Origin of the sequence: Streptomyces omiyaensis (assembly GCF_014650895.1) — a bacterium.
Lineage (GTDB): Bacteria > Actinomycetota > Actinomycetes > Streptomycetales > Streptomycetaceae > Streptomyces > Streptomyces omiyaensis.
The window spans coordinates 446,754-466,819 of sequence record NZ_BMVV01000001.1; the positions used below are offsets into that span (position 1 = coordinate 446,754).

At 75.3% G+C, this 20,066-nt stretch carries 16 protein-coding genes; 13 read left to right on the forward strand and 3 right to left on the reverse strand.

Annotated elements, in window-relative coordinates:
• Positions 1 to 23 precede the first annotated feature (23 nt).
• The 5 genes from IE287_RS02180 (at position 24) to sucD (ending at position 7,327) form a co-directional block, all read left to right on the forward strand.
• On the forward strand, positions 24 to 1,181 hold the full coding sequence (locus IE287_RS02180) for an ATP-binding protein (RefSeq protein WP_189847108.1): 1,158 nt from the start codon (positions 24 to 26) through the stop codon (positions 1,179 to 1,181).
• Entirely contained in the window at positions 1,178 to 3,583 is a 2,406-nt protein-coding gene (locus IE287_RS02185) for a DUF5682 family protein (RefSeq protein WP_189847109.1), read from the forward strand. The genes IE287_RS02180 and IE287_RS02185 overlap by 4 nt, the downstream gene beginning before the upstream one ends.
• A complete protein-coding gene (locus IE287_RS02190; protein ID WP_189847110.1) occupies positions 3,580 to 4,836 on the forward strand; it encodes a VWA domain-containing protein in 1,257 nt (418 codons plus the stop codon). The genes IE287_RS02185 and IE287_RS02190 overlap by 4 nt, the downstream gene beginning before the upstream one ends.
• A 406-nt stretch (positions 4,837 to 5,242) precedes the next feature.
• Positions 5,243 to 6,421: an ADP-forming succinate--CoA ligase subunit beta gene (gene sucC / locus IE287_RS02195; RefSeq protein ID WP_189847111.1), complete on the forward strand. Its 1,179-nt coding sequence runs from the start codon at positions 5,243 to 5,245 to the stop codon at positions 6,419 to 6,421.
• A gap of 21 nt (positions 6,422 to 6,442) precedes the next feature.
• Positions 6,443 to 7,327, forward strand: coding sequence for a succinate--CoA ligase subunit alpha (gene sucD, locus IE287_RS02200; protein ID WP_189847112.1), 885 nt, complete (start codon positions 6,443 to 6,445; stop codon positions 7,325 to 7,327).
• A 96-nt stretch (positions 7,328 to 7,423) separates the two neighbouring features.
• On the opposite strand, the gene IE287_RS02205 is transcribed toward sucD, so the two are convergent.
• Positions 7,424 to 8,875, reverse strand: a complete 1,452-nt coding sequence (locus tag IE287_RS02205; RefSeq protein ID WP_189847113.1) for a helix-turn-helix domain-containing protein — start codon at positions 8,873 to 8,875, stop codon at positions 7,424 to 7,426.
• A 119-nt stretch (positions 8,876 to 8,994) separates the two neighbouring features.
• Between IE287_RS02205 and IE287_RS39035 the strand changes: the two genes are divergently transcribed.
• The gene (locus IE287_RS39035) at positions 8,995 to 10,593 is read left to right on the forward strand and encodes a cell division protein PerM (protein ID WP_189847114.1); all 1,599 of its coding nucleotides are present in this window, start codon (positions 8,995 to 8,997) and stop codon (positions 10,591 to 10,593) included.
• A gap of 23 nt (positions 10,594 to 10,616) precedes the next feature.
• Here the strand turns inward: IE287_RS39035 and IE287_RS02215 are convergent, their stop codons facing one another.
• The gene (locus IE287_RS02215) at positions 10,617 to 11,339 is read right to left on the reverse strand and encodes a hypothetical protein (protein ID WP_189847115.1); all 723 of its coding nucleotides are present in this window, start codon (positions 11,337 to 11,339) and stop codon (positions 10,617 to 10,619) included.
• 218 nt (positions 11,340 to 11,557) lie between these two features.
• Between IE287_RS02215 and purN the strand changes: the two genes are divergently transcribed.
• From purN to IE287_RS02230, 3 genes are all read left to right on the forward strand, one after another.
• Positions 11,558 to 12,187: a phosphoribosylglycinamide formyltransferase gene (gene purN, locus IE287_RS02220; protein ID WP_189847116.1), complete on the forward strand. Its 630-nt coding sequence runs from the start codon at positions 11,558 to 11,560 to the stop codon at positions 12,185 to 12,187.
• Entirely contained in the window at positions 12,168 to 13,727 is a 1,560-nt protein-coding gene (gene purH, locus IE287_RS02225; RefSeq protein ID WP_189847117.1) for a bifunctional phosphoribosylaminoimidazolecarboxamide formyltransferase/IMP cyclohydrolase, read from the forward strand. Before purN ends, purH begins: the two co-directional genes overlap by 20 nt.
• A 99-nt stretch (positions 13,728 to 13,826) precedes the next feature.
• The gene (locus tag IE287_RS02230; RefSeq protein WP_189847118.1) at positions 13,827 to 15,266 is read left to right on the forward strand and encodes a DUF2079 domain-containing protein; all 1,440 of its coding nucleotides are present in this window, start codon (positions 13,827 to 13,829) and stop codon (positions 15,264 to 15,266) included.
• Positions 15,267 to 15,328: 62 nt separating this feature from the next.
• On the opposite strand, the gene IE287_RS02235 is transcribed toward IE287_RS02230, so the two are convergent.
• Positions 15,329 to 15,958 carry a hypothetical protein gene (locus IE287_RS02235; RefSeq protein WP_189847119.1) on the reverse strand — a complete coding sequence of 210 codons (630 nt, stop codon included), beginning with the start codon at positions 15,956 to 15,958 and terminating at the stop codon, positions 15,329 to 15,331.
• A gap of 272 nt (positions 15,959 to 16,230) precedes the next feature.
• On the opposite strand from IE287_RS02235, the gene IE287_RS02240 reads away from it, so the two are divergent.
• The 4 genes from IE287_RS02240 (at position 16,231) to IE287_RS02255 (ending at position 20,049) form a co-directional block, all read left to right on the forward strand.
• Positions 16,231 to 17,091 carry a bifunctional methylenetetrahydrofolate dehydrogenase/methenyltetrahydrofolate cyclohydrolase gene (locus tag IE287_RS02240; protein ID WP_189847120.1) on the forward strand — a complete coding sequence of 287 codons (861 nt, stop codon included), beginning with the start codon at positions 16,231 to 16,233 and terminating at the stop codon, positions 17,089 to 17,091.
• A 1-nt stretch (position 17,092) separates the two neighbouring features.
• Positions 17,093 to 17,578 (forward strand): DUF3017 domain-containing protein, encoded by a 486-nt coding sequence (locus IE287_RS02245; RefSeq protein WP_229883228.1) that lies wholly within the window; start codon positions 17,093 to 17,095, stop codon positions 17,576 to 17,578.
• A gap of 225 nt (positions 17,579 to 17,803) precedes the next feature.
• Positions 17,804 to 18,889 (forward strand): DUF2690 domain-containing protein, encoded by a 1,086-nt coding sequence (locus IE287_RS39040; RefSeq protein WP_189847121.1) that lies wholly within the window; start codon positions 17,804 to 17,806, stop codon positions 18,887 to 18,889.
• 170 nt (positions 18,890 to 19,059) lie between these two features.
• Positions 19,060 to 20,049 carry a malate dehydrogenase gene (locus tag IE287_RS02255; protein WP_189847122.1) on the forward strand — a complete coding sequence of 330 codons (990 nt, stop codon included), beginning with the start codon at positions 19,060 to 19,062 and terminating at the stop codon, positions 20,047 to 20,049.
• Positions 20,050 to 20,066: the final 17 nt, after the last annotated feature.

Here is a 20,066-nt window from a genome sequence, read left to right on the forward strand (position 1 = left end):
TCGAACGATCTGGAGGGGGATCCATGACCGTGCCCGAAACCATCCCGCAGCCCGGCGCCGGTGCCGTGACGGACACCGGCCCGGGCCGGGCCGAGCCCGCCGCCGAGGCCCTCCGGCCCCACGCCGAGCACGCCTTCGCCCACGAACTCGCCGCGCTCGCCGCCGCCGACGACCACCCCCGGCCGGCCCGCTGGCGCCTCTCGCCCCGGGCCGTCGCCACCTACCTCCTCGGCGGCACGCTCCCCGGCGGCACCGTGATCACGCCCAAGTACGTCGGGCCCCGCCGCATCGTCGAGGTCGCCGTCACCACGCTCGCCACCGACCGGGCCCTGCTCCTCCTGGGCGTCCCCGGCACCGCCAAGACCTGGGTCTCCGAGCACCTCGCCGCCGCCGTCAGCGGCGACTCCACCCTCCTCGTCCAGGGCACCGCCGGCACCCCCGAGGAAGCCGTCCGGTACGGGTGGAACTACGCCCGGCTGCTCGCCGAGGGCCCCAGCCGCGCCGCGCTCGTCCCCAGCCCCGTCATGCGCGCCATGGACCGGGGCGCCACCGCCCGCGTCGAGGAGCTCACCCGCATCCCCGCCGACGTGCAGGACACCCTCATCACGATCCTGTCCGAGAAGACCCTGCCCGTCCCCGAACTCGGCGAGGAGGTCCAGGCCGTCCCCGGCTTCAACCTGATCGCCACCGCCAACGACCGCGACCGGGGGGTCAACGAGCTCTCCAGCGCGCTCCGGCGCCGCTTCAACACGGTGGTGCTGCCGCTGCCCGCCACCGCCGAGGACGAGGTCGACATCGTCGCCCGCCGGGTCGACCAGCTCGGCCGCTCCCTCGAACTGCCCTCCCTCCCCGGGGGCGTCGAGGAGATCCGACGGGTCGTCACCGTCTTCCGGGAACTGCGCGACGGCGTCACCGCCGACGGCCGCACCCGGCTCAAGTCCCCCTCGGGGACGCTCTCCACCGCCGAGGCCATCTCCGTCGTCACCGGCGGCCTCGCGCTCGCCGCCCACTTCGGGGACGGCGTGCTCCGCCCCTCGGACCTCGCCGCCGGAATCCTCGGCGCCGTCGTCCGCGACCCGGCCGCCGACCGCGTCGTCTGGCAGGAGTACCTGGAGACGGTGGTCAGGGAACGGGACGGCTGGAAGGACCTCTACCGCGCCTGCCGCGAGGTGAGCGCATGACGGCCCTCGCCACGGCACCCGCCCCCGCGGACCACCGGGGGCGCCGGCCCGGTCCCCTGCTGCTCGGCGTGCGCCACCACGGACCCGGCTCCGCGCGCGGGGTGCTCGCCGCGCTGGAGGCGACCCGCCCCGACGCGGTGCTGATCGAGGGACCCGCCGAGGCCGACGGCCTGGTCGCCCTCGCCGCCGACCCGGGGCTGCGGCCGCCCGTCGCCCTCCTCGCCCACGCCGTCGACGACCCCGGCCGGGCCGCCTTCTGGCCCTTCGCCGCCTTCTCGCCCGAGTGGGCCGCCCTCCGCTGGGCCGTCGACCGGGGCGTACCGGTCCGCTTCGTCGACCTGCCCGCCGCCCACACCCTCGCCGCGGCCGACCCCAGCTGGGGCGAGGCCGGCGACGAGGACGAGTTCGACGGCGGCGCCCGGATCGACCCCCTCGCCGAACTCGCCCGGGCCGCCGGGCACGAGGACCCCGAGCGGTGGTGGGAGGACGTCGTCGAACTCCGCGGCGCCGCGGCGCCCCCCGGTTCCCACGCTCCCCCCGATCCGCCGGACGCCCGCGACCCCCTCGCCGTCTTCGACCCCCTCGCCGTCTTCGACGCGCTCGCCGACGCCATGGCCGCCCTGCGCGAGCGCCACGGCGACGGCGGCCACCCGCGCGACGCGGTCCGCGAGGCCCACATGCGGCTGCGGCTGCGGGAGGCCCGCAAGGAGTTCGGGGACGCCGTCGCCGTCGTCTGCGGCGCCTGGCACGTGCCCGCGCTCGCCCGGCGGACCACCGTCACCGCCGACCGCGCCCTGCTCAGGGGCCTGCCCCGGGTGAAGACCGAACTGACCTGGGTCCCCTGGACCCACCGGCGGCTCGCCCGCCGCTCCGGATACGGCGCCGGTATCGAGTCGCCCGGCTGGTACGCGCACCTCCACTCCGCCCCCGACCGGCCCGTCGAGCGGTGGATGACCGAGGTCGCCGGACTGCTCCGCGGGGCCGGCCACCCCGTCTCCCCGGCCCACGTCATCGAGGCCGTCCGCCTCGCGGAGGGACTCGCCGCCCTGCGCGGCCGCCCCCGCCCCGGCCTGGACGAGACCACCGATGCCGTCCGGGCCGTCCTCTGCGACGGCTCCGACGTGCCGCTCGCCCTCGTCCGGGACCGGCTCGTCGTCGGCGACGTCCTCGGCGAGGTCCCCGCCGCCGCGCCGGCCGTCCCGCTCCAGCGCGACCTCGACCGCCTCCAGCGGAGCCTCCGGCTCAAGCCCTGCGCCGAGGAGCGCGAGCTCGACCTCGACCTGCGCGGGGAGACCGACGCCGCCCGCAGCCGCCTCCTGCACCGGCTCCGGCTCCTCGGCGTCGACTGGGGCGAGCCCGCCGCGGGCCGTGCCGGCACCGGCACCTTCCGCGAGTCCTGGCGGCTGCGCTGGCAGCCCGAGCTCCACGTCCGGGTCGCCGAGGCCGGCGTCTGGGGCACCACCGTCGAGGCCGCCGCCACCGCCCGGGCCGCGTCGCACGCCCGCGCCGCGGACTCCCTCGGCGAGATCACCGCCCTCGCCGAGCGCTGCCTCCTCGGCGGCCTCGGCGACGCCCTGCCCGCCGTCCTGGGCGCCCTCGCCGACCGGGCCGCGCTCGACACCGACGTCGCCCACCTCGCCGACGCGCTGCCCGCCCTGGCCCGCTCGCTGCGGTACGGGGACGTGCGGGGCACCGACACCGGGGCCCTCGCGGACGTCGCCGCCGGCCTCGCCGAGCGGATCTGCGTGGGCCTCCCGCCCGCCTGCGCCCACCTCGACCCCGACGCCGCCGCCCGCATGCGCGCCCGCCTGGAGACCGTCCACACCGCGATCGGCCTCCTGGGCCCCCGGACCCCGGACCCGACCCCGGAGGCGGACCCGCTCCCGGGTCCCGTCGGACTCCCCGACCGCTGGGCCGGTGTGCTGCGGCGGCTCGCGGGCGGGGAGCGGGTGGCCGGCGAGGTGCGGGGCAGGGCGGCGCGCCTGCTCGTGGACGAGGGGTGGAACGGCGGGGAGGAGACCGCGCGGCTCATGGGGCTCGCGCTGTCGCCGGGGGCGCCGGCCGCCGACGCGGCCGCCTGGACCGAGGGCTTCGTCGGCGGCACCGGCGGCGGACTGCTCCTCGTCCACGACGAGCGGCTCCTCTCCCTCCTCGACGACTGGCTCGCCCGGGTGCCCGCCGAGGCCTTCACCGACGTCCTGCCGCTGCTGCGGCGCACCTTCGGCGGCTACGAGCCGGGGGTCCGCCGCGCCCTCGGCGAGCTCGTCGCCCGCGGGCCCGGGGCCGCCGCCCCCGGCTCCGCCGCCCCGGTCCCCGGCTTCGCCGACGCCCTCGACGGGGCGCGGGCCGACGCGGTCCTCCCCCTGCTCCACCTCGTCCTCGGCCAGGAGGCCCCCGCATGAGCGCCCCGAACGCCCCGGCCGCCTCCGGCCCCGTCCGCTCCGCCGGCCCCGGCCCCGCCGAATCCGCCGGCCCGGGCTCCACCGGCCCCGGCCCCGCCGAATCCGGCACCCCCGGTCCCTCCGCCGACGAGCGGCTCCGGCGGTGGCGTCTCGTCCTCGGCGGCGGCCCGGGGGACGGCACCGGCCGCGCCCTGAGCGGCACCGACGCCTCCATGGACGCCGCCCTCGCCGCCCTCTACGACAGCCGGGACGGCGGCGGCGACCGCAGGGGCGGCCTCGGCGGCTCCGCGCCGTCCGTCGCCCGCTGGCTCGGCGACATCCGCGCCTACTTCCCCGCCTCCGTCGTGCGGGTCATGCAGCGCGACGCCATCGACCGGCTCGATCTCGCCGCCCTGCTCCTGGAGCCCGAGACGCTGGCGGCCGTCGAGCCCGACGTGCACCTGGCCGCCACGCTGCTGTCGCTGAACAAGGCGCTGCCGGAGACGACCCGAGAGACCGCCCGGGCCGTCGTCCGCAAGGTGGTCGCCGACCTGGAGGCCCGGCTCGCGTCCCGTACCCGGGCGACCGTCGCCGGCGCCCTCGACCGCTCCGCCCGGACCACGCGCCCCCGCCACCGGGACATCGACTGGGACCGCACCCTCAGGGCCAACCTCCGGCACTACCTGCCCGAGCACCGCACGGTGGTCCCCGAGCGGCTGATCGGCCACGGCCGCGCCTCCCGGGGAGTCCGCAAGGAGGTCGTCCTCTGCGTCGACCAGTCCGGTTCGATGGCCGCCTCCCTCGTGTACGCCTCCGTCTTCGGCGCGGTCCTCGCCTCCCTCCGGGCCGTCGCGACCCGGCTCGTCGTCTTCGACACCTCCGTCGTCGACCTCACGGACGCGCTCGACGACCCCGTCGACGTCCTCTTCGGCACCCGGCTGGGCGGCGGCACCGACATCGACCGGGCGCTCGGCTACTGCCAGTCGCGGATCACCCGCCCCGCCGACACCGTCGTCGTCCTGATCAGCGACCTGTACGAGGGGGGGATCAGGGGCGGCATGCTGAAGCGGGTCGCCGCGATGAAGGCGTCCGGCGTGGAGTTCGTCGCCCTGCTCGCCCTCTCCGACGAGGGCGCCCCCGCCCACGACCGCGAGCACGCCGCCGCGCTCGCCGCGCTCGGGGTGCCCGCCTTCGCCTGCACCCCCGACCTCTTCCCGGAGGTGATGGCCGCGGCCCTGGAGAAGCGGCCGCCGCCGGTCCCCGCCACCGCCTGAGCGCCGTCCGGGCGGCCGTGCGGAATCCGTCGTCGCCGGGCCACCCGGACGGCCGCCCGCGTGTGGACTGAGGTCCATATCACACCCGGCGCGAGGCGCCCCTCACCCGGCGCACCGGCGTGGCGTGAGGGGCGCAAAGCCCGCTCCCCGCCTGCCCCGTGGGGCCGCGAGGAGGGCGGCCGGACGCCCACGGACAGCCCATCCGTCCCTACGTTCTGTGACCCGTATCACCGCTCCTCGGGGATCTGCGATTTAGGGACCCACGTCCCACGGGGATAACCTGCGAGACGGACATGCCGCGTCCACGGACACCGTGTACGCCTCCCTAGTGACAGCGCAGTCACGTTGCCCTCCGCGGCACGCCCACGCAGACAACGAACCGCGATCATCTAGAAAAGGGACGCGCGTGGACCTGTTCGAGTACCAGGCGAGGGACCTCTTCGCCAAGCACGGTGTACCGGTGCTGGCCGGTGAAGTCATCGACACGCCTGAGGCGGCGCGCGAGGCCACCGAGCGTCTGGGCGGCAAGTCGGTCGTCAAGGCGCAGGTGAAGGTCGGCGGCCGCGGCAAGGCCGGCGGCGTCAAGCTGGCGGCCACCCCGGACGAGGCCGTCGCCCGCGCGACGGACATCCTGGGCATGGACATCAAGGGCCACACGGTCCACAAGGTGATGATCGCCGAGCTGTCCCCGGAGATCGAGGCGGAGTACTACGTCTCGTACCTGCTCGACCGCACCAACCGCACCTTCCTGGCCATGGCCTCGGTGCAGGGCGGCATGGACATCGAGGAGGTCGCGGAGAAGACCCCCGAGGCCCTCGCGAAGGTCCCGGTCAACGCCAACGACGGCGTCACCCTGGAGAAGGCCCGCGAGATCGTCGCCCAGGCGAAGTTCCCGGCCGAGGTCGCCGAGGGCGTCGCCGAGGTCCTGGTCACCCTGTGGGACACCTTCGTCGCCGAGGACGCCCTCCTCGTCGAGGTCAACCCGCTGGTGAAGACCAAGGACGGCCGCATCCTGGCCCTCGACGGCAAGGTCTCGCTCGACGAGAACGCCGACTTCCGCCAGCCGGAGCACGAGGCCCTGGAGGACAAGGCCGCGGCCAACCCGCTGGAGGCCGCCGCCAAGGCCAAGGGCCTCAACTACGTCAAGCTCGACGGCTCCGTCGGCATCATCGGCAACGGCGCCGGCCTGGTCATGTCGACCCTGGACGTCGTCGCGTACGCCGGTGAGAACCACGGCGGCGTGAAGCCGGCCAACTTCCTCGACATCGGCGGCGGCGCCTCCGCCGAGGTCATGGCGAACGGCCTGGAGATCATCCTCGGCGACGCGGACGTCAAGTCCGTCTTCGTCAACGTCTTCGGCGGCATCACCGCCTGTGACGAGGTCGCCAACGGCATCGTGCAGGCCCTGGAGCTCCTCGCCTCGAAGGGCGAGGAAGTCACCAAGCCGCTGGTCGTGCGCCTCGACGGCAACAACGCGGAGCTGGGTCGCAAGATCCTGTCGGACGCCAACCACCCGCTCGTGCAGCGCGTGGACACCATGGACGGCGCGGCCGACAAGGCCGCCGAGCTCGCGGCCGCGAAGTAAGGGAAGAGGGACTAAACAGCCATGGCTATCTTCCTCAACAAGGACAGCAAGGTCATCGTCCAGGGCATGACCGGTGCCACGGGCATGAAGCACACCAAGCTCATGCTGGGTGACGGCACCAACATCGTCGGCGGCGTGAACCCGCGCAAGGCCGGCACCGTCGTCGACTTCGACGGCACCGAGGTCCCGGTCTTCGGCACCGTCGCCGAGGCGATGAAGGAGACCGGCGCCAACGTCTCGGTCCTCTTCGTCCCGCCGGCCTTCGCCAAGGCCGCCGTCGTCGAGGCGATCGACGCCGAGATCCCCCTCGCCGTCGTCATCACCGAGGGCATCGCCGTCCACGACTCCGCCGCGTTCTACGCGTACGCCGTGGAGAAGGGCGGCAAGACCCGCCTCATCGGCCCGAACTGCCCCGGTCTCATCACCCCGGGCCAGTCGAACGCCGGCATCATCCCGGGCGACATCACGAAGCCGGGCCGCATCGGCCTGGTCTCGAAGTCCGGCACGCTGACGTACCAGATGATGTACGAGCTCCGTGACCTCGGCTTCTCCTCCGCCGTCGGCATCGGTGGCGACCCGGTCATCGGCACCACGCACATCGACGCCCTGGCGGCCTTCGAGGCCGACCCGGACACCGACCTGATCGTCATGATCGGCGAGATCGGCGGCGACGCCGAGGAGCGTGCGGCCGACTTCATCAAGGCCAACGTCACCAAGCCGGTCGTCGGCTACGTCGCGGGCTTCACCGCGCCCGAGGGCAAGACCATGGGCCACGCCGGCGCCATCGTCTCCGGCTCCTCCGGCACCGCCCAGGCGAAGAAGGAGGCCCTGGAGGCCGCCGGTGTGAAGGTCGGCAAGACCCCCACCGAGACCGCCAAGCTGGCGCGCGCGATCCTCGCGGGCTGACGCACGGCACCGCCTGACAGGCCGTAAGCGAGTGGGCCCCGCCCCTCCGGGAGACCGGAGGGGCGGGGCCCACTCGCACGTCCGCGGCCGGCGGGGCTACCCGGCGGTCGGGACCAGCCGCTCCGGGCCCGGGTTCGGCCCGGACCGCAGCCTGTCGCGGAGCTCCACGTCCTCCACGCCGAGCTTCTGCGGCCCGCCGCGCACCGGGACGCCGTTCACGGTCTGCCCGGGCGCGACCTCCGGGATGTAACGGGTCGGGGCCGTCGCCGCCGTCAGCGCCGTGACGCCGATCAGGACCGCCGTCACCCCGGCCACCGTCCGGGTGAGCCGCCGGGCCCGCCGCTCGCTGCCGCCGCGGACCGTGAGGGCCCCCGGCAGCGTCGCCGCCGGCGCCTCCCCGACCAGCGCGCCCAGCCGGTGGCGGAGCGCCTCGGGGTCGGCCAGCTCCGGCACCGCCCTGCCGATCGCCGTGTGCGCGTACAGCAGCCGGTTGGCGGCGGCGGGGGTGCTCGCCTCCGTCTCGGCGGCCGTCTCGGGAAGGTCCAGTCCGAGGCCGTCGTAGAGCAGGACGGTCCGGCGGTACGGCGCCGGCAGGTCGAGCAGTGCGCCGAGCAGGGCCCGCCGCCCGGCGTCGGCGGGGGGATCGTCGGGGTGCCGGTGGGCGCGGCGCAGCCGGTGCCAGGGCGAGAGGGCGTACTCGTACGCCGCCGCCCGCACCCAGCCGACCGGGTCGGCGTCCACGGCCACCTCGGGCCAGTGCTCCCAGGCGTGCCGGAAGGCGTGCTCGACGGCCTCCCGGGAGAGTGCGCGGCGCCCGCTCAGCAGATAGGCCTGGTGGACGAGGCCGGGTGCCGCGTGCGCGTAGAGCGCGTCGAAGGCCTGCTCGGGGGTGAGCCCGGACGGATGCGGTCCGGGTCCCGGATCGGGCCCCGTCCCGCCTTCGGCTCCCGGCTCGGGGGCCGGTGCCTCCGGCGGTCCGGTCCTGCGCCGCTCGCCGGGCCGGGACGGACCGCGCCGGCCGGGGGAGGAGGCGGTGATCGCGGGTGCGGGGGAGGGCGCCCGCGGCGGCTTGGCGGCCCGCTTGGCGGCGGCCCTGGGCCGTACGTTGGCGGTGGGGGCGGGGGTCGGGGCGGCGCCCTTCGCGGCGGGGGTCTGGGCCGCGCCCGAGGCGCCGGCCGCACCGGGGGCCGTGCCGCCGGCCGTCCCGGGGACCGGGGCCGTGCCGGAGGCCGTACCCGGGACCGGGGCCGTCCCGGCGGCCGCGTCGGAAGAGGGGGAGGGGGAAGCGGCGGGGGCGGGGCCGTCCGCCTCCGGGGCGGCGGGCGCGCCGGAGAGCAGCTTCACGTACGCCTCGCGCTTGCGGCCGCGGGGGGCGGAGCGTCCGGTCTCCCAGGCCTTCACCGTGGCCTTCGTGACGCCCATGGCCTCGGCGACCTGCTCCTCGCTCAGGCAGAGCGCCTCGCGCAGCCGGCGCCGCTCCTTCGGCGTCGGCAGCGCGCCGGTGGTGGAGGGGGGCGCGGTGTCGCCGCCCCGGCTCGTCTGGCTCATCGGCGTCGACCTCCCGCAGAGCACCTCTGGGCGGAAAAGTACATAAACGTATCTTGAGCGACACAACGGATGTTTGCCTGTTACGCCGCGAAAGCGCGTGTCGTTGGCAGCATGGCCCCGTGACCCACCTGACCGAGCACTCCCTGGTCCAGGGCGGGCGTTCCGCCGCGTTCGCCACCGCCTGCGTCCGCGGCGGGGTCGCCGCCGGGCTCGGCTTCGGCGCGCTCGCGGTCCTGGTGATCGCCGCCTGGATCAGCTCCCCCTTCCCCGACGGCGGCGCCGGCGGCGCCCTCCACCTCGCCGCCGGGCTCTGGCTGCTCGCGCACGGCGTCGACCTCGTGCGCACCGACACGCTCGGCGGGCTGCCCGCGCCGCTGGGGATCACCCCCCTGCTGCTGACCGCCCTGCCGGTCTGGCTGCTCCACCGGACCGCCCGCTCCACCCTCGACCCCGCCGACGAGACCCGGCCCCGGCCCTCGCCCGCGGGCACCCTCGGCGCCGTCTCCGGCGGATACCTGCTGGTCGCGGCCGTGATCGTGGTCTACAGCGAGAGCGGCGCACTCCCCGCCGACCTCGTCACCGCCGGGCTGTGGCTGCCGGTCGTGGTCGTCGGCGCGGCCGGGGCCGGCGTCCGGGCCGCGCTGGGCCGCCCCCTGCCGGGCCGGGAGGAGGCCGCCGCCGCGCTGCGCGGGGCGGCGACCGGCCTGGTGGTGCTGACGGCGGGCGGAGCGGTGGCGGCCGGGGTCGCGCTGGCCTGGCACGCGGACGCGGCCCGGGCCTCCTACGACGGACTCGCGGGGGAATGGTCCGGACGGGTGACGCTGGCGCTGCTCGTCCTCGCGCTGCTGCCGAACGCGGCGGTCTGGGCGGCGGCCTACGGGCTCGGCCCCGGCTTCGCCCTCGGCACCGGCGCGCTCGCGACCCCGCTCGGCCTGTCCGGCGACCCCGCCGTGCCGCCCTTCCCGCTGCTCGCGGCGGTGCCGCCGGACGGCCGCGGCGGCTGGCCGCAGTGGGCCGCGGCGGTCGTGCCGCTGGTCGCGGCGGTGGCGCTGGGCCGTTCGGCGGGCCGGTCGACCGGCACCGGCCGGGCCCGGGAGACGGCGCTCGCGGCGCTGGGCGCGTCCTGGGTCCTCGGGACGGCGGTCGCCCTCCTGGCCGGTGCGGCGGGCGGCCCCCTCGGCTCGGGCCGGCTGCTCGCCTTCGGCCCGGTCGGGTGGCAGGCGGGCGCGGCCGCGGTGCTGTGGGGGGTGGCCGTCGGCCTGCCGACGGCGCTGGCGGTACGGGCCTGGGGGCGCCGGGTGCCGCGCGTGAAGCGGCCCCGGCTCCCGAAGCCCCCCAAGCCCCCGAAGGCGCCGAAGCCCCCGAAGGCCTCCGCGGCGCCGGAGCCGGCCCTGGCCGGGGCCCCGTCCGGGGTCCCGGCGGCGCCGCTCCGCGACCCCCTGGACCTCGGCTTCCCGCTGGACGACGGGGGCTACGAGCCGTACGACTACCTCCCCGCGTCCTGGGAGACCGCACCGCCGCCGGGCCCGCCGGCCCCACGGCCGGCCCCGGCCCCCGCTCCGGTCTCGGCCCCCACCCCGGCCCCCGCCCCGGATCCCGCACCGAAGCCGGATCCCGTACCGAAGTCCCCGCCGGGGTCCACGCCCCCGCCGGGGCCGGACGCGCCTCCGCCCCGGCCGTCGGGGACGGCCGGGGCGGAGGCGGAGGAGCGGGGGTGAGGGGACGCGCGGGAGCGAGGGCGCTACTCGCGCACCCCGAAGCCGTCCCGCAGCGGCTTGGGCAGCAGGTCGTTGCAGGCGAGCGCGCCCGCGTGGGTGAGGGCGTCGTCCCGGCACTCGTAGAAGTCCTTGTAGACCAGCTGCATCGTGAAGCCGAAGCCCACGATCACCAGGGCCACGGACGAGGCCACCAGGCCGCTGATCGCCGCGGTCCGCATCGAGCGGGCCGGGTTCGGGGCGCCCGGGGCGGCGGCCGGCCGTCCCGAGGGCTGGGACGCGTCCTGTGATTCCGGCGACACCTCGGCCGCCGGCTTCGGCTTCGCGCGCAGCGAGCTGATCGCCCAGTACAGCGACAGGGCGCCGAGCAGCAGGGCCAGCTCCGGGATGTCGAAGATCGCGAAGAAGAAGGCCCACATGCCGCCGAGGATCGCGTACCGGGCCCGCCGCTGGACCGGGTCGGTGGGGTCCCAGCGCAGCCCCGGCCGCTCCGGCCCCTGGCCGCCGGGGCCGCCGCCCTGGCCGCCCTGGCGCTCCGGGCCGCGCCCGAAGCCGTCCGACGAGCGGCCCGGCTGGCGCGGGCTCCAGCGCCCGTCGGCCGAGCCCGTCACGGGCGACGACGGTTCGGAGCCCTCGCCGTCCGGGCCGTCCGAGCCCTCGGGCCGGCGCGGCTGCCACGGCTCGTCGGGCTTGCCCTCGGGCGGCGGGGCGAACGGGTTGTTGTCGTTCGTGGACTGGCGATCCGGCATCTGCTGGACGTCTTCCCTCTGTCGTCGTGACCGTCGTCGCACCGGGTGGCACACCGGCGTCGGACCCTGACGCTACCGCCCTGCCCCGCCCCCGTCCCGTGGGGGCCGTCCGGTGTGCCGGTATCGTTGCTGACGGTCGAGCCGTTCGTAGGGTTCCCCGTATCGACGGGCACGATTCGTTCGTAGGACCGCACAAACACCACGGAAAGAGTGACCCAGTGGCTGCCGCCCGCCTTGTCGTTCTGGTCTCCGGGTCCGGTACCAACCTCCAGGCCCTCCTCGACGGCATCGCCGGCGACCCCGAGGGCTACGGCGCGGAGATCGTCGCCGTCGGCGCCGACCGCGACGCCATCGCGGGCCTGGAGCGGGCCGAGCGCGCCGGGATCCCCACCTTCGTCTGCCGGGTGAAGGACCACGCGAGCCGCGAGGAGTGGGACCGGGCGCTGGCCGAGGCCACCGCCGCCCACGAGCCGGACCTCGTGGTCTCCGCCGGGTTCATGAAGATCCTCGGCAAGGAGTTCCTCGCCCGCTTCGGCGGCCGGGTCGTCAACACCCACCCGGCGCTCCTCCCCAGTTTTCCCGGTGCCCACGGGGTGCGTGACGCGCTCGCGCACGGCGTGAAGGTCACCGGGTGCACCGTCCACTTCGTCGACGACGGCGTCGACACCGGCCCGATCATCGCCCAGGGCGCGGTCGAGGTGCGGGAGGCGGACGATGAAGCCGCTCTGCACGAGCGCATCAAGGAAGTCGAGCGCTCGCTGCTCGTCGACGTCGTGGGGCGCCTCGCCCGGCACGGCTACCGCATTGAGGGACGAAAGGTTCAGATCGGTGAACACGGACACCGTTAAGCCCATCCGCCGCGCGCTGGTCAGCGTCTACGACAAGACCGGCCTGGAGGAGCTGGCCCGCGGTCTGCACGAGGCCGGTGTCGAGCTCGTCTCCACCGGCTCCACCGCCGGGAAGATCGCCGCCGCCGGCGTCCCGGTCACCAAGGTCGAGGAGCTGACCGGCTTCCCCGAGTGCCTCGACGGGCGGGTCAAGACCCTCCACCCGCGCGTGCACGCCGGCATCCTCGCCGACCTGCGCCTGGAGTCGCACCGCGAGCAGCTCGCCGAGCTGGGCGTGGAGCCCTTCGACCTGGTCGTCGTGAACCTCTACCCGTTCCGCGAGACCGTCGCCTCCGGCGCCACCCCGGACGAGTGCGTCGAGCAGATCGACATCGGCGGCCCGTCGATGGTCCGCGCCGCCGCCAAGAACCACCCGTCGGTCGCCATCGTCACCAGCCCGGAGCGGTACGCCGACGTCCTCGCGGCCGTGCAGGCCGGCGGCTTCGACCTGACCGCCCGCAAGCGGCTCGCCGGCGAGGCCTTCCAGCACACCGCCGCGTACGACGTGGCCGTCGCCTCCTGGTTCGCCGACGACTACGCCGCCGCCGACGACAGCGGCTTCCCCGACTTCCTGGGCGCCACCTACGCGCGCAAGAACGTCCTGCGCTACGGCGAGAACCCCCACCAGGGCGCCGCGCTGTACGTCGACGGCACGGGCGGCCTCGCCGAGGCCGAGCAGCTGCACGGCAAGGAGATGTCCTACAACAACTACACGGACACCGACGCCGCCCTCCGCGCCGCCTACGACCACGACGAGCCTTGCGTCGCGATCATCAAGCACGCCAACCCGTGCGGCATCGCGGTCGGCGCCGACGTCGCCGAGGCCCACCGCAAGGCCCACGCCTGCGACACGGCCTCCGCCTTCGGCGGCGTCATCGCCGTCAACCGCCCGGTCTCCGTCGAGATGGCCGAGCAGGTCGCCGAGATCTTCACCGAGGTCGTCGTCGCCCCCGGTTACGAGGACGGCGCGGTCGAGGTCCTCGCCAGGAAGAAGAACATCCGCGTCCTGCGCGCGGAGCGCGGCCCGGTCGCCGAGGTCGAGGTCAAGGCCGTCGACGGCGGTGTCCTCCTCCAGGTCACCGACCGCCTCCAGGCCGAGGGCGACGACCCGGCGCACTGGACCCTCGCCACCGGCGAGGCCCTCTCCGCCGAGGAGCTGGCCGAGCTCGCCTTCGCCTGGAAGGCGTGCCGCGCGGTCAAGTCCAACGCCATCCTCCTCGCCAAGGACGGCGCCTCCGTCGGCGTCGGCATGGGCCAGGTCAACCGCGTCGACTCCGCCAAGCTCGCCGTCGAGCGCGCCGGCGCGGAGCGGGCGCGCGGCTCGTACGCCGCCTCCGACGCCTTCTTCCCCTTCCCCGACGGCCTGGAGATCCTCACCGCGGCCGGCGTGAAGGCGGTCGTCCAGCCCGGCGGCTCGATGCGCGACGAGCTCGTCGTCGAGGCCGCGAAGAAGGCCGGCGTGACGATGTACCTCACCGGCACCCGCCACTTCGCCCACTGAGACGGGCCCCCGCGGGGCCTTCCCGGCAAGGGAGGGCCCCGCGGGGCGTCTCTGGTCTAATGGTCTGGCCCCGGGCCGGCCGGCAGTAGTGGAGACGTGGTGTTGGACGTACTGAACAAGCCCGCGGCGGACCCCGCCGACGAGCGGCCCGCCGAGGGCACCGACCCCGCACCCGTCCCGTACCTCCCGTACGCGCTGATCGCGGTCGCCCTCACCGCCCTGTACTTCCTCTACTCCTGGGTGCAGTACGACCACTTCCGCACCCCCTCCTGGGACCTCGGCATCTTCGGACAGGCCGTCCGCTCCTACGCCGAGTTCAAGGTCCCCGTCGTCGACATCAAGGGCCCCGGCTTCCCGATACTCGGCGACCACTTCAGCCCGGTGACGGCGCTCCTCGCGCCGCTCTACTGGATCTGGCCCTCACCGGTCTCCCTGCTCTTCGCGCAGGCCGCGCTCTTCGCCGCCTCCGCCGTCGTCGTCGGCCGCACCGCCCAGCAGGTCCTCGGCAGCCGGGCCACCGGCATCGCCCTCACGGTCGCCTACGGACTCTCCTGGGGCCTCCAGGAGGCCGTGAAGTCCGACTTCCACGAGATCGCCTTCGCCGTCCCGCTGCTCGCCCTGGTCTGCCGCGCGCTGCTCCTCGGCCGCTGGACCGCCGCCGCGGCCTGGGCGGCGCCGCTCGTCCTGGTCAAGGAGGACATGGGGCTCACCGTCGCCATGGTCGGCGTCGTCCTCGCGGTCAAGGGGCAGAAGAAGCTCGGCGCGGCCCTCGCCGGCTTCGGCGTCGCCTTCTTCGCCCTCACCGTCCTGGTCCTCATCCCCGCCGCCAGCAAGCTCGGCCAGTACGACTACTGGGCCAAGATCGAGAAGACCGGCACCGGCGCCGAGACCTCCCTCGGCCAGATCGTCAGCGGCGCCCTCACCTCCGGCGAGCGCTGGGAGATGGTCCTCTACCTCCTCGCGATCACCGGTTTCCTCGCGCTGCGCTCCCCGCTGGTGCTGCTCGTCCTGCCCACCCTGGGCTGGCGCTTCGTCTCCCAGGACGCCAACCACTGGGGCATGCACTGGCACTACAGCGCGGTCCTGATGCCGATCGTCTTCCTGGCCCTGGTCGACGGCGTCCGCGCGGTGCGCACCTCGCCGCGCCCCTGGCTCGCCGCGTACGGGAAGGTCGCCGTCGCGGCCGCCACGGCCGTCGCGCTCGCCCTCGCCGCGAACCTGCCGCTGCGCGAGCTGCTGAAGCCCGGCACGTACCGCGCCGACGCCCGCGTCGAGCAGGCCCGCGCGGCGGTCGCGGCGATCCCCGAGGGCGCCGGCGTGGAGGCGGACGTGCCGCTCCTCGCCCACCTCACCGCGGACCACCGGGTCTACTGGGTCGGCACCGCGAAGGGCGCCACCCCCGACTACCTCGCGCTCGACCTGCGCGGCTGGTCGGGCCAGGTCTCGGACCCGGTCGTGACGGCTTCGCAGTTGCACCCGGAGGCGGCGTACGAGGTCGTCCACCGCTCGGAGGGCTTCGCGGTGCTCAAGCGGAGGTAGCGGGTACGCGAAGGGGCCCGGTTCCGTACGGAACCGGGCCCCTTCGCGTACCGCCGCGGGTGTCAGTAGCGCGGGCGGGAGAACCAGGCGGTGCCGCTGGGGACGACCGGGGCGAGGGTGATGATCACGCCGAAGACGACCCAGATCAGCGGGAAGATCACGGCCGTGGCCAGGCCCGAGTCGAGCCCGATGAAGAGACCGATGGCGCCCACGATGGTGCCGAGCGCGCCGTAGACGACGGTGGTGATCCGGACGCCCTGGCCACCGCGGCCGAACTTGACGCCGAGCGTGATCGAGAGCGCGGCGAGGCCCAGGAAGACGAGGGCGAGGACGATCGAGATGCCCGCGGCCGCGTTGCCGAGGTCCTCGAAGGGGTTGTCGCTGCCGTAGTCGGAGGCGATCTCCGAGGCGTCGCTGGCGATGCTCGCCACGTAGATGTAGCCGAGGCCGGCGATGATCTGCACCGCCGAGATCAGGTACAGGAACACCCGCGCCGTCATGAGCAGCCCCGGCATCGACTGCGGGATCTGGCCCGGGCCGCCCGGGTAGGCGCCGTACGGCGAGACCGGCGGGGCGGCCGGGTAGCCGTAGCCGCCCTGCTGCGGGACGCCCTGCGGGGCCTGCGGGTAGCCGTAGCCCGGCTGCTGGCCCTGCTGCTGGCCGTAGGGGTTGTTCGGGTCGCCGAAGCTCATCGGGGGTTCCTCCGTGAATGTTCTCGTGCGGGGACGACGCGGCCCGCGCGGAGGAACTTTCACGGCACGTGAGCGGATTCCCCCCGGCACTTTCCGCGGCACTGCGCTGGTCATCGTCGTCGTAGCTCCGAGGTGTTGTCCAGTCGATACGCCCCGGAGTTGTGCAAGTGCAACCCTCCGTTCCGTCCCGCGCGCCGCCGCCGGAACCCCGGGCGGGGGCCGGGGGCCCGCGAATTGGGAGAAGGCGGGGGTCATCCGCGAGGATGTCCTCCATGAGCGCCCAGATTCTCGATGGCAAGGCCACCGCGGCCGCGATCAAGTCCGACCTGACCGTCCGTGTGGCGGCCCTCAAGGAGAAGGGCGTCACGCCCGGTCTCGGTACCGTCCTGGTCGGCGACGACGCCGCCAGCCAGAAGTACGTGGCGGGCAAGCACCGCGACTGCGCGCAGGTCGGCATCGCCTCCATCCAGCGCGAGCTCCCCGCGACCGCCACGCAGGAGGAGATCGAGGCGGTCGTCCGCGAGCTCAACGAGGACCCGGAGTGCACCGGTTACATCGTCCAGCTGCCGCTGCCGAAGGGCATCGACGAGAACCGCATCCTGGAGCTGATGGACCCGGCGAAGGACGCCGACGGCCTGCACCCGACCAACCTCGGCCGGCTCGTCCTCAACGAGCCCGCCCCGCTGCCCTGCACGCCGAACGGCGTCATCACGCTGCTCCGCGCCCACGGCGTGGAGATCAACGGCGCCGAGGTCGTCGTCGTCGGCCGCGGCGTCACCATCGGGCGCCCGATGCCGCTCATCCTCACCCGCCGCTCCGAGAACGCCACCGTGACGCAGTGCCACACCGGCACCCGCGACCTCTCGGCGCACCTGCGGAACGCCGACATCATCGTGGCCGCCGCCGGCGTGCCGCACCTGATCAAGCCGGAGGACGTGAAGCCGGGCGCGGCCGTCCTCGACGTCGGCGTCTCGCGCAACGCCGAGGGCAAGATCCTCGGCGACGTCCACCCGGACGTCGCCGAGGTGGCCGGCTGGATCTCCCCGAACCCCGGCGGCGTGGGCCCGATGACCCGCGCGCAGCTGCTCGTGAACGTCGTCGAGGCCGCGGAGCGCGCGGCCGCGGCGCTCTGAGGTGACGCCGGGGAGCCCGGCCGCCCCCGGGACCCCCGACGGCCCGCGGGAGCTGCCGCGCGGCCGGGTGTCGAAGGTCCGCCGGGTGCGGGGCTCGCGCCGGCCGCCGACCGTCACCACCGACACCGCCCGGCCCGAGGGCGGCGGCCGGGCGGCGGCGGGCGACGCCCCGGCGCCGGCCCGTCAGTGGCCGCTGCTCCTGGTGCTCGGGACGGCGGCGGTGGGGCTGCTCGTGGTGGGGACGGACTCCTTCGCGCAGTCCTTCCGGGTCGGGACCATGATGGTCGGCGCCGCGCTCCTGATGGGCGCGGTGCTGCGCCGGGCACTGCCCTCGGTGGGCATGCTCGCGGTCCGCTCGCGGTTCACCGACATGATCACGTACGGGGTGATGGGCTCGCTGATCGTGCTGCTCGCGCTCATGGTGCAGCCGAAGCCCTGGCTCAGGATCCCGTTCCTGGAGGACATCCTCCACCTGACGGTGACCTGACCGCCCCGGGACGCGACGACGCCCGCCCTCTCCCCCGTGGGAGGGCGGGCGCCGTCGTGATCAAGGGTCATGTACGCGCCAACGCCAGGGCAAGTTCGGGCCGCCCGCTGTGGCACGGAGGTGACCATTCCGGTACATCCGGCCGCCCCGGTACGACTCCCGCCCGGCCCCCGGAGCTGCCATCCTTTCCGGGTGTCCGGGACGGCAGGGGAGAAGGGGGCGCACATGTCGGCGTGGAAGTCGCTGTCCGACGAACTCGATCCGGACGTGCGGACGTTCACGGAGCGCCTGCGGCTGGTCATCGACCGCAGCGGCCTCGGTGTCGTCGCCGTCGCCGAACGCACGGGCCACGACCGGGCCGACTGGGACGCCTACCTGCACGCCCGCGGGCCCGTCCCCAGGAGCGCCGTCGTCGCCCTCTCCGACGTCACCGGTGCCGATCTCGGCCCCCTCACCGCCCACTGGGAGCACGCGGACCGCGCCTGGAAGCGGACGCTGCGCGAACGCGCCGTACCGGCCGGGCCGTCGGCGGCCGGGCCCCGGGCGGCGCCCGAGCCCGGCCGGGCGCCCGCGCCGTCCCCGTGGCCCTCCCCGCCGGGAAGCGGGGCCGCACCCGCGCCCCGGCCGTCGCCGGACCCGGCCCCGGACGGCGTACGGGACCGGGCGCACGCGCCGGAGGGGGAACCCGCCGGGGGCGGGGCCCCGGAGGAGGCGCCCGCCGACCGGACCATGCGGATCCGGAAGGTCCCGCCGCAGGGACCCGCACCCCGGCCCGCGCCCGCGCCGGCCGGCCCCGCCCCCGGGAGGCGCCGGCGCGCGACCCCGCTGCTCTACGCCGCCGGGATCGCCGGCGCCGCGCTCGTCGTCACCGCGGCCCTCCTCCTCGTCGACCTCGGCGGCTCCGACGCGCCGCCCGCCGCCGCCCCGACGACCCCGGCCGCCACCACCGCCGCCCCGGCCCCCAGCCTCCCCGAGGGCGTCTCGTGCACCGGCGCCGACTGCGGCGGCCGGGACCCGGAGTCCATGGGGTGCGGCGGCCCGCTCGCCACCACCGTGGCCCGCACCCGCGTGGGCTCCGCCCTCGTCGAGGTCCGGCACAGCGCCGTCTGCGCCGCCGCCTGGGCCCGGATCACCGGCGGGGCCGAGGGGGACGAGGTCAGCGTCCAGGCCGGGACCGCCATCCAGATCGCGAACGTCGAGGGCGGCGCCGACACCGACGCGTACACGCCGATGATCCCGGTCGCCTCGGCCGCCGCCGCCCGCGCCTGCGCGAGCCTCTCCGACGGCGGCGACGGCTGCACGGGAGGGTGAAACGCGCCGGGAGGTGAGCCGCACCACAAGGGGGTGGGGGTGCGGACGGGTCCGGGTCCGATAGCCTGACCGCCGGATATCTCTTCACATCGAGACATCGATCGATCATGGAGCGGTATCCAGCCTCAGGGGCAGGGAACCCCACCGCCAGCTGTCTTACGGAGATCGCCATGACCCGCACTCCCGTGAATGTCACCGTGACCGGCGCGGCCGGCCAGATCGGCTACGCGCTGCTCTTCCGCATCGCCTCCGGCCACCTGCTCGGCGCGGACGTGCCGGTCAAGCTGCGCCTCCTCGAGATCCCGCAGGGCGTCAAGGCCGCCGAGGGCACCGCCATGGAGCTCGACGACTGCGCGTTCCCGCTGCTCAAGGGCATCGACATCTTCGACGACCCGAACAAGGGCTTCGAGGGCGCCAACATCGGTCTGCTCGTGGGCGCCCGCCCGCGCGGCCCGGGCATGGAGCGCGGCGACCTGCTCGCCGCCAACGGCGGCATCTTCAAGCCGCAGGGCGAGGCCATCGCCGCCCACGCCGCCGACGACGTCAAGATCCTCGTCGTCGGCAACCCGGCCAACACCAACGCCCTGATCGCCCAGTCGGCCGCCAAGGGCGTCCCGGCCGAGCGCTTCACCGCGATGACCCGCCTGGACCACAACCGCGCCCTGACGCAGCTGGCCCAGAAGACCGGCTCCTCGGTCACGGACATCAAGCGCCTCACCATCTGGGGCAACCACTCCGCGACCCAGTACCCGGACATTTTCCACGCGGAGATCGCCGGCAAGAACGCCGCCGACGTCGTGAACGACGAGGCGTGGCTGGCCGACACCTTCATCCCGACCGTCGCCAAGCGCGGCGCCGCGATCATCGACGCCCGTGGCGCCTCCTCCGCCGCCTCGGCCGCGAACGCCGCCATCGACCACGTGTACACGTGGGTCAACGGCACCGCCGAGGGCGACTGGACCTCCATGGGCGTCCCGTCGGACGGCTCCTACGGCGTCCCGGAGGGCCTGATCTCCTCCTTCCCGGTCACCTGCAAGGACGGCGCGTACGAGATCGTCCAGGGCCTGGAGATCAACGACTTCTCCCGCGCCCGCATCGACGCCTCCGTCAAGGAGCTGTCGGAGGAGCGCGACGCGGTCCGCGAGCTCGGCCTCATCTGAGCCGAGCACCCCGCCGG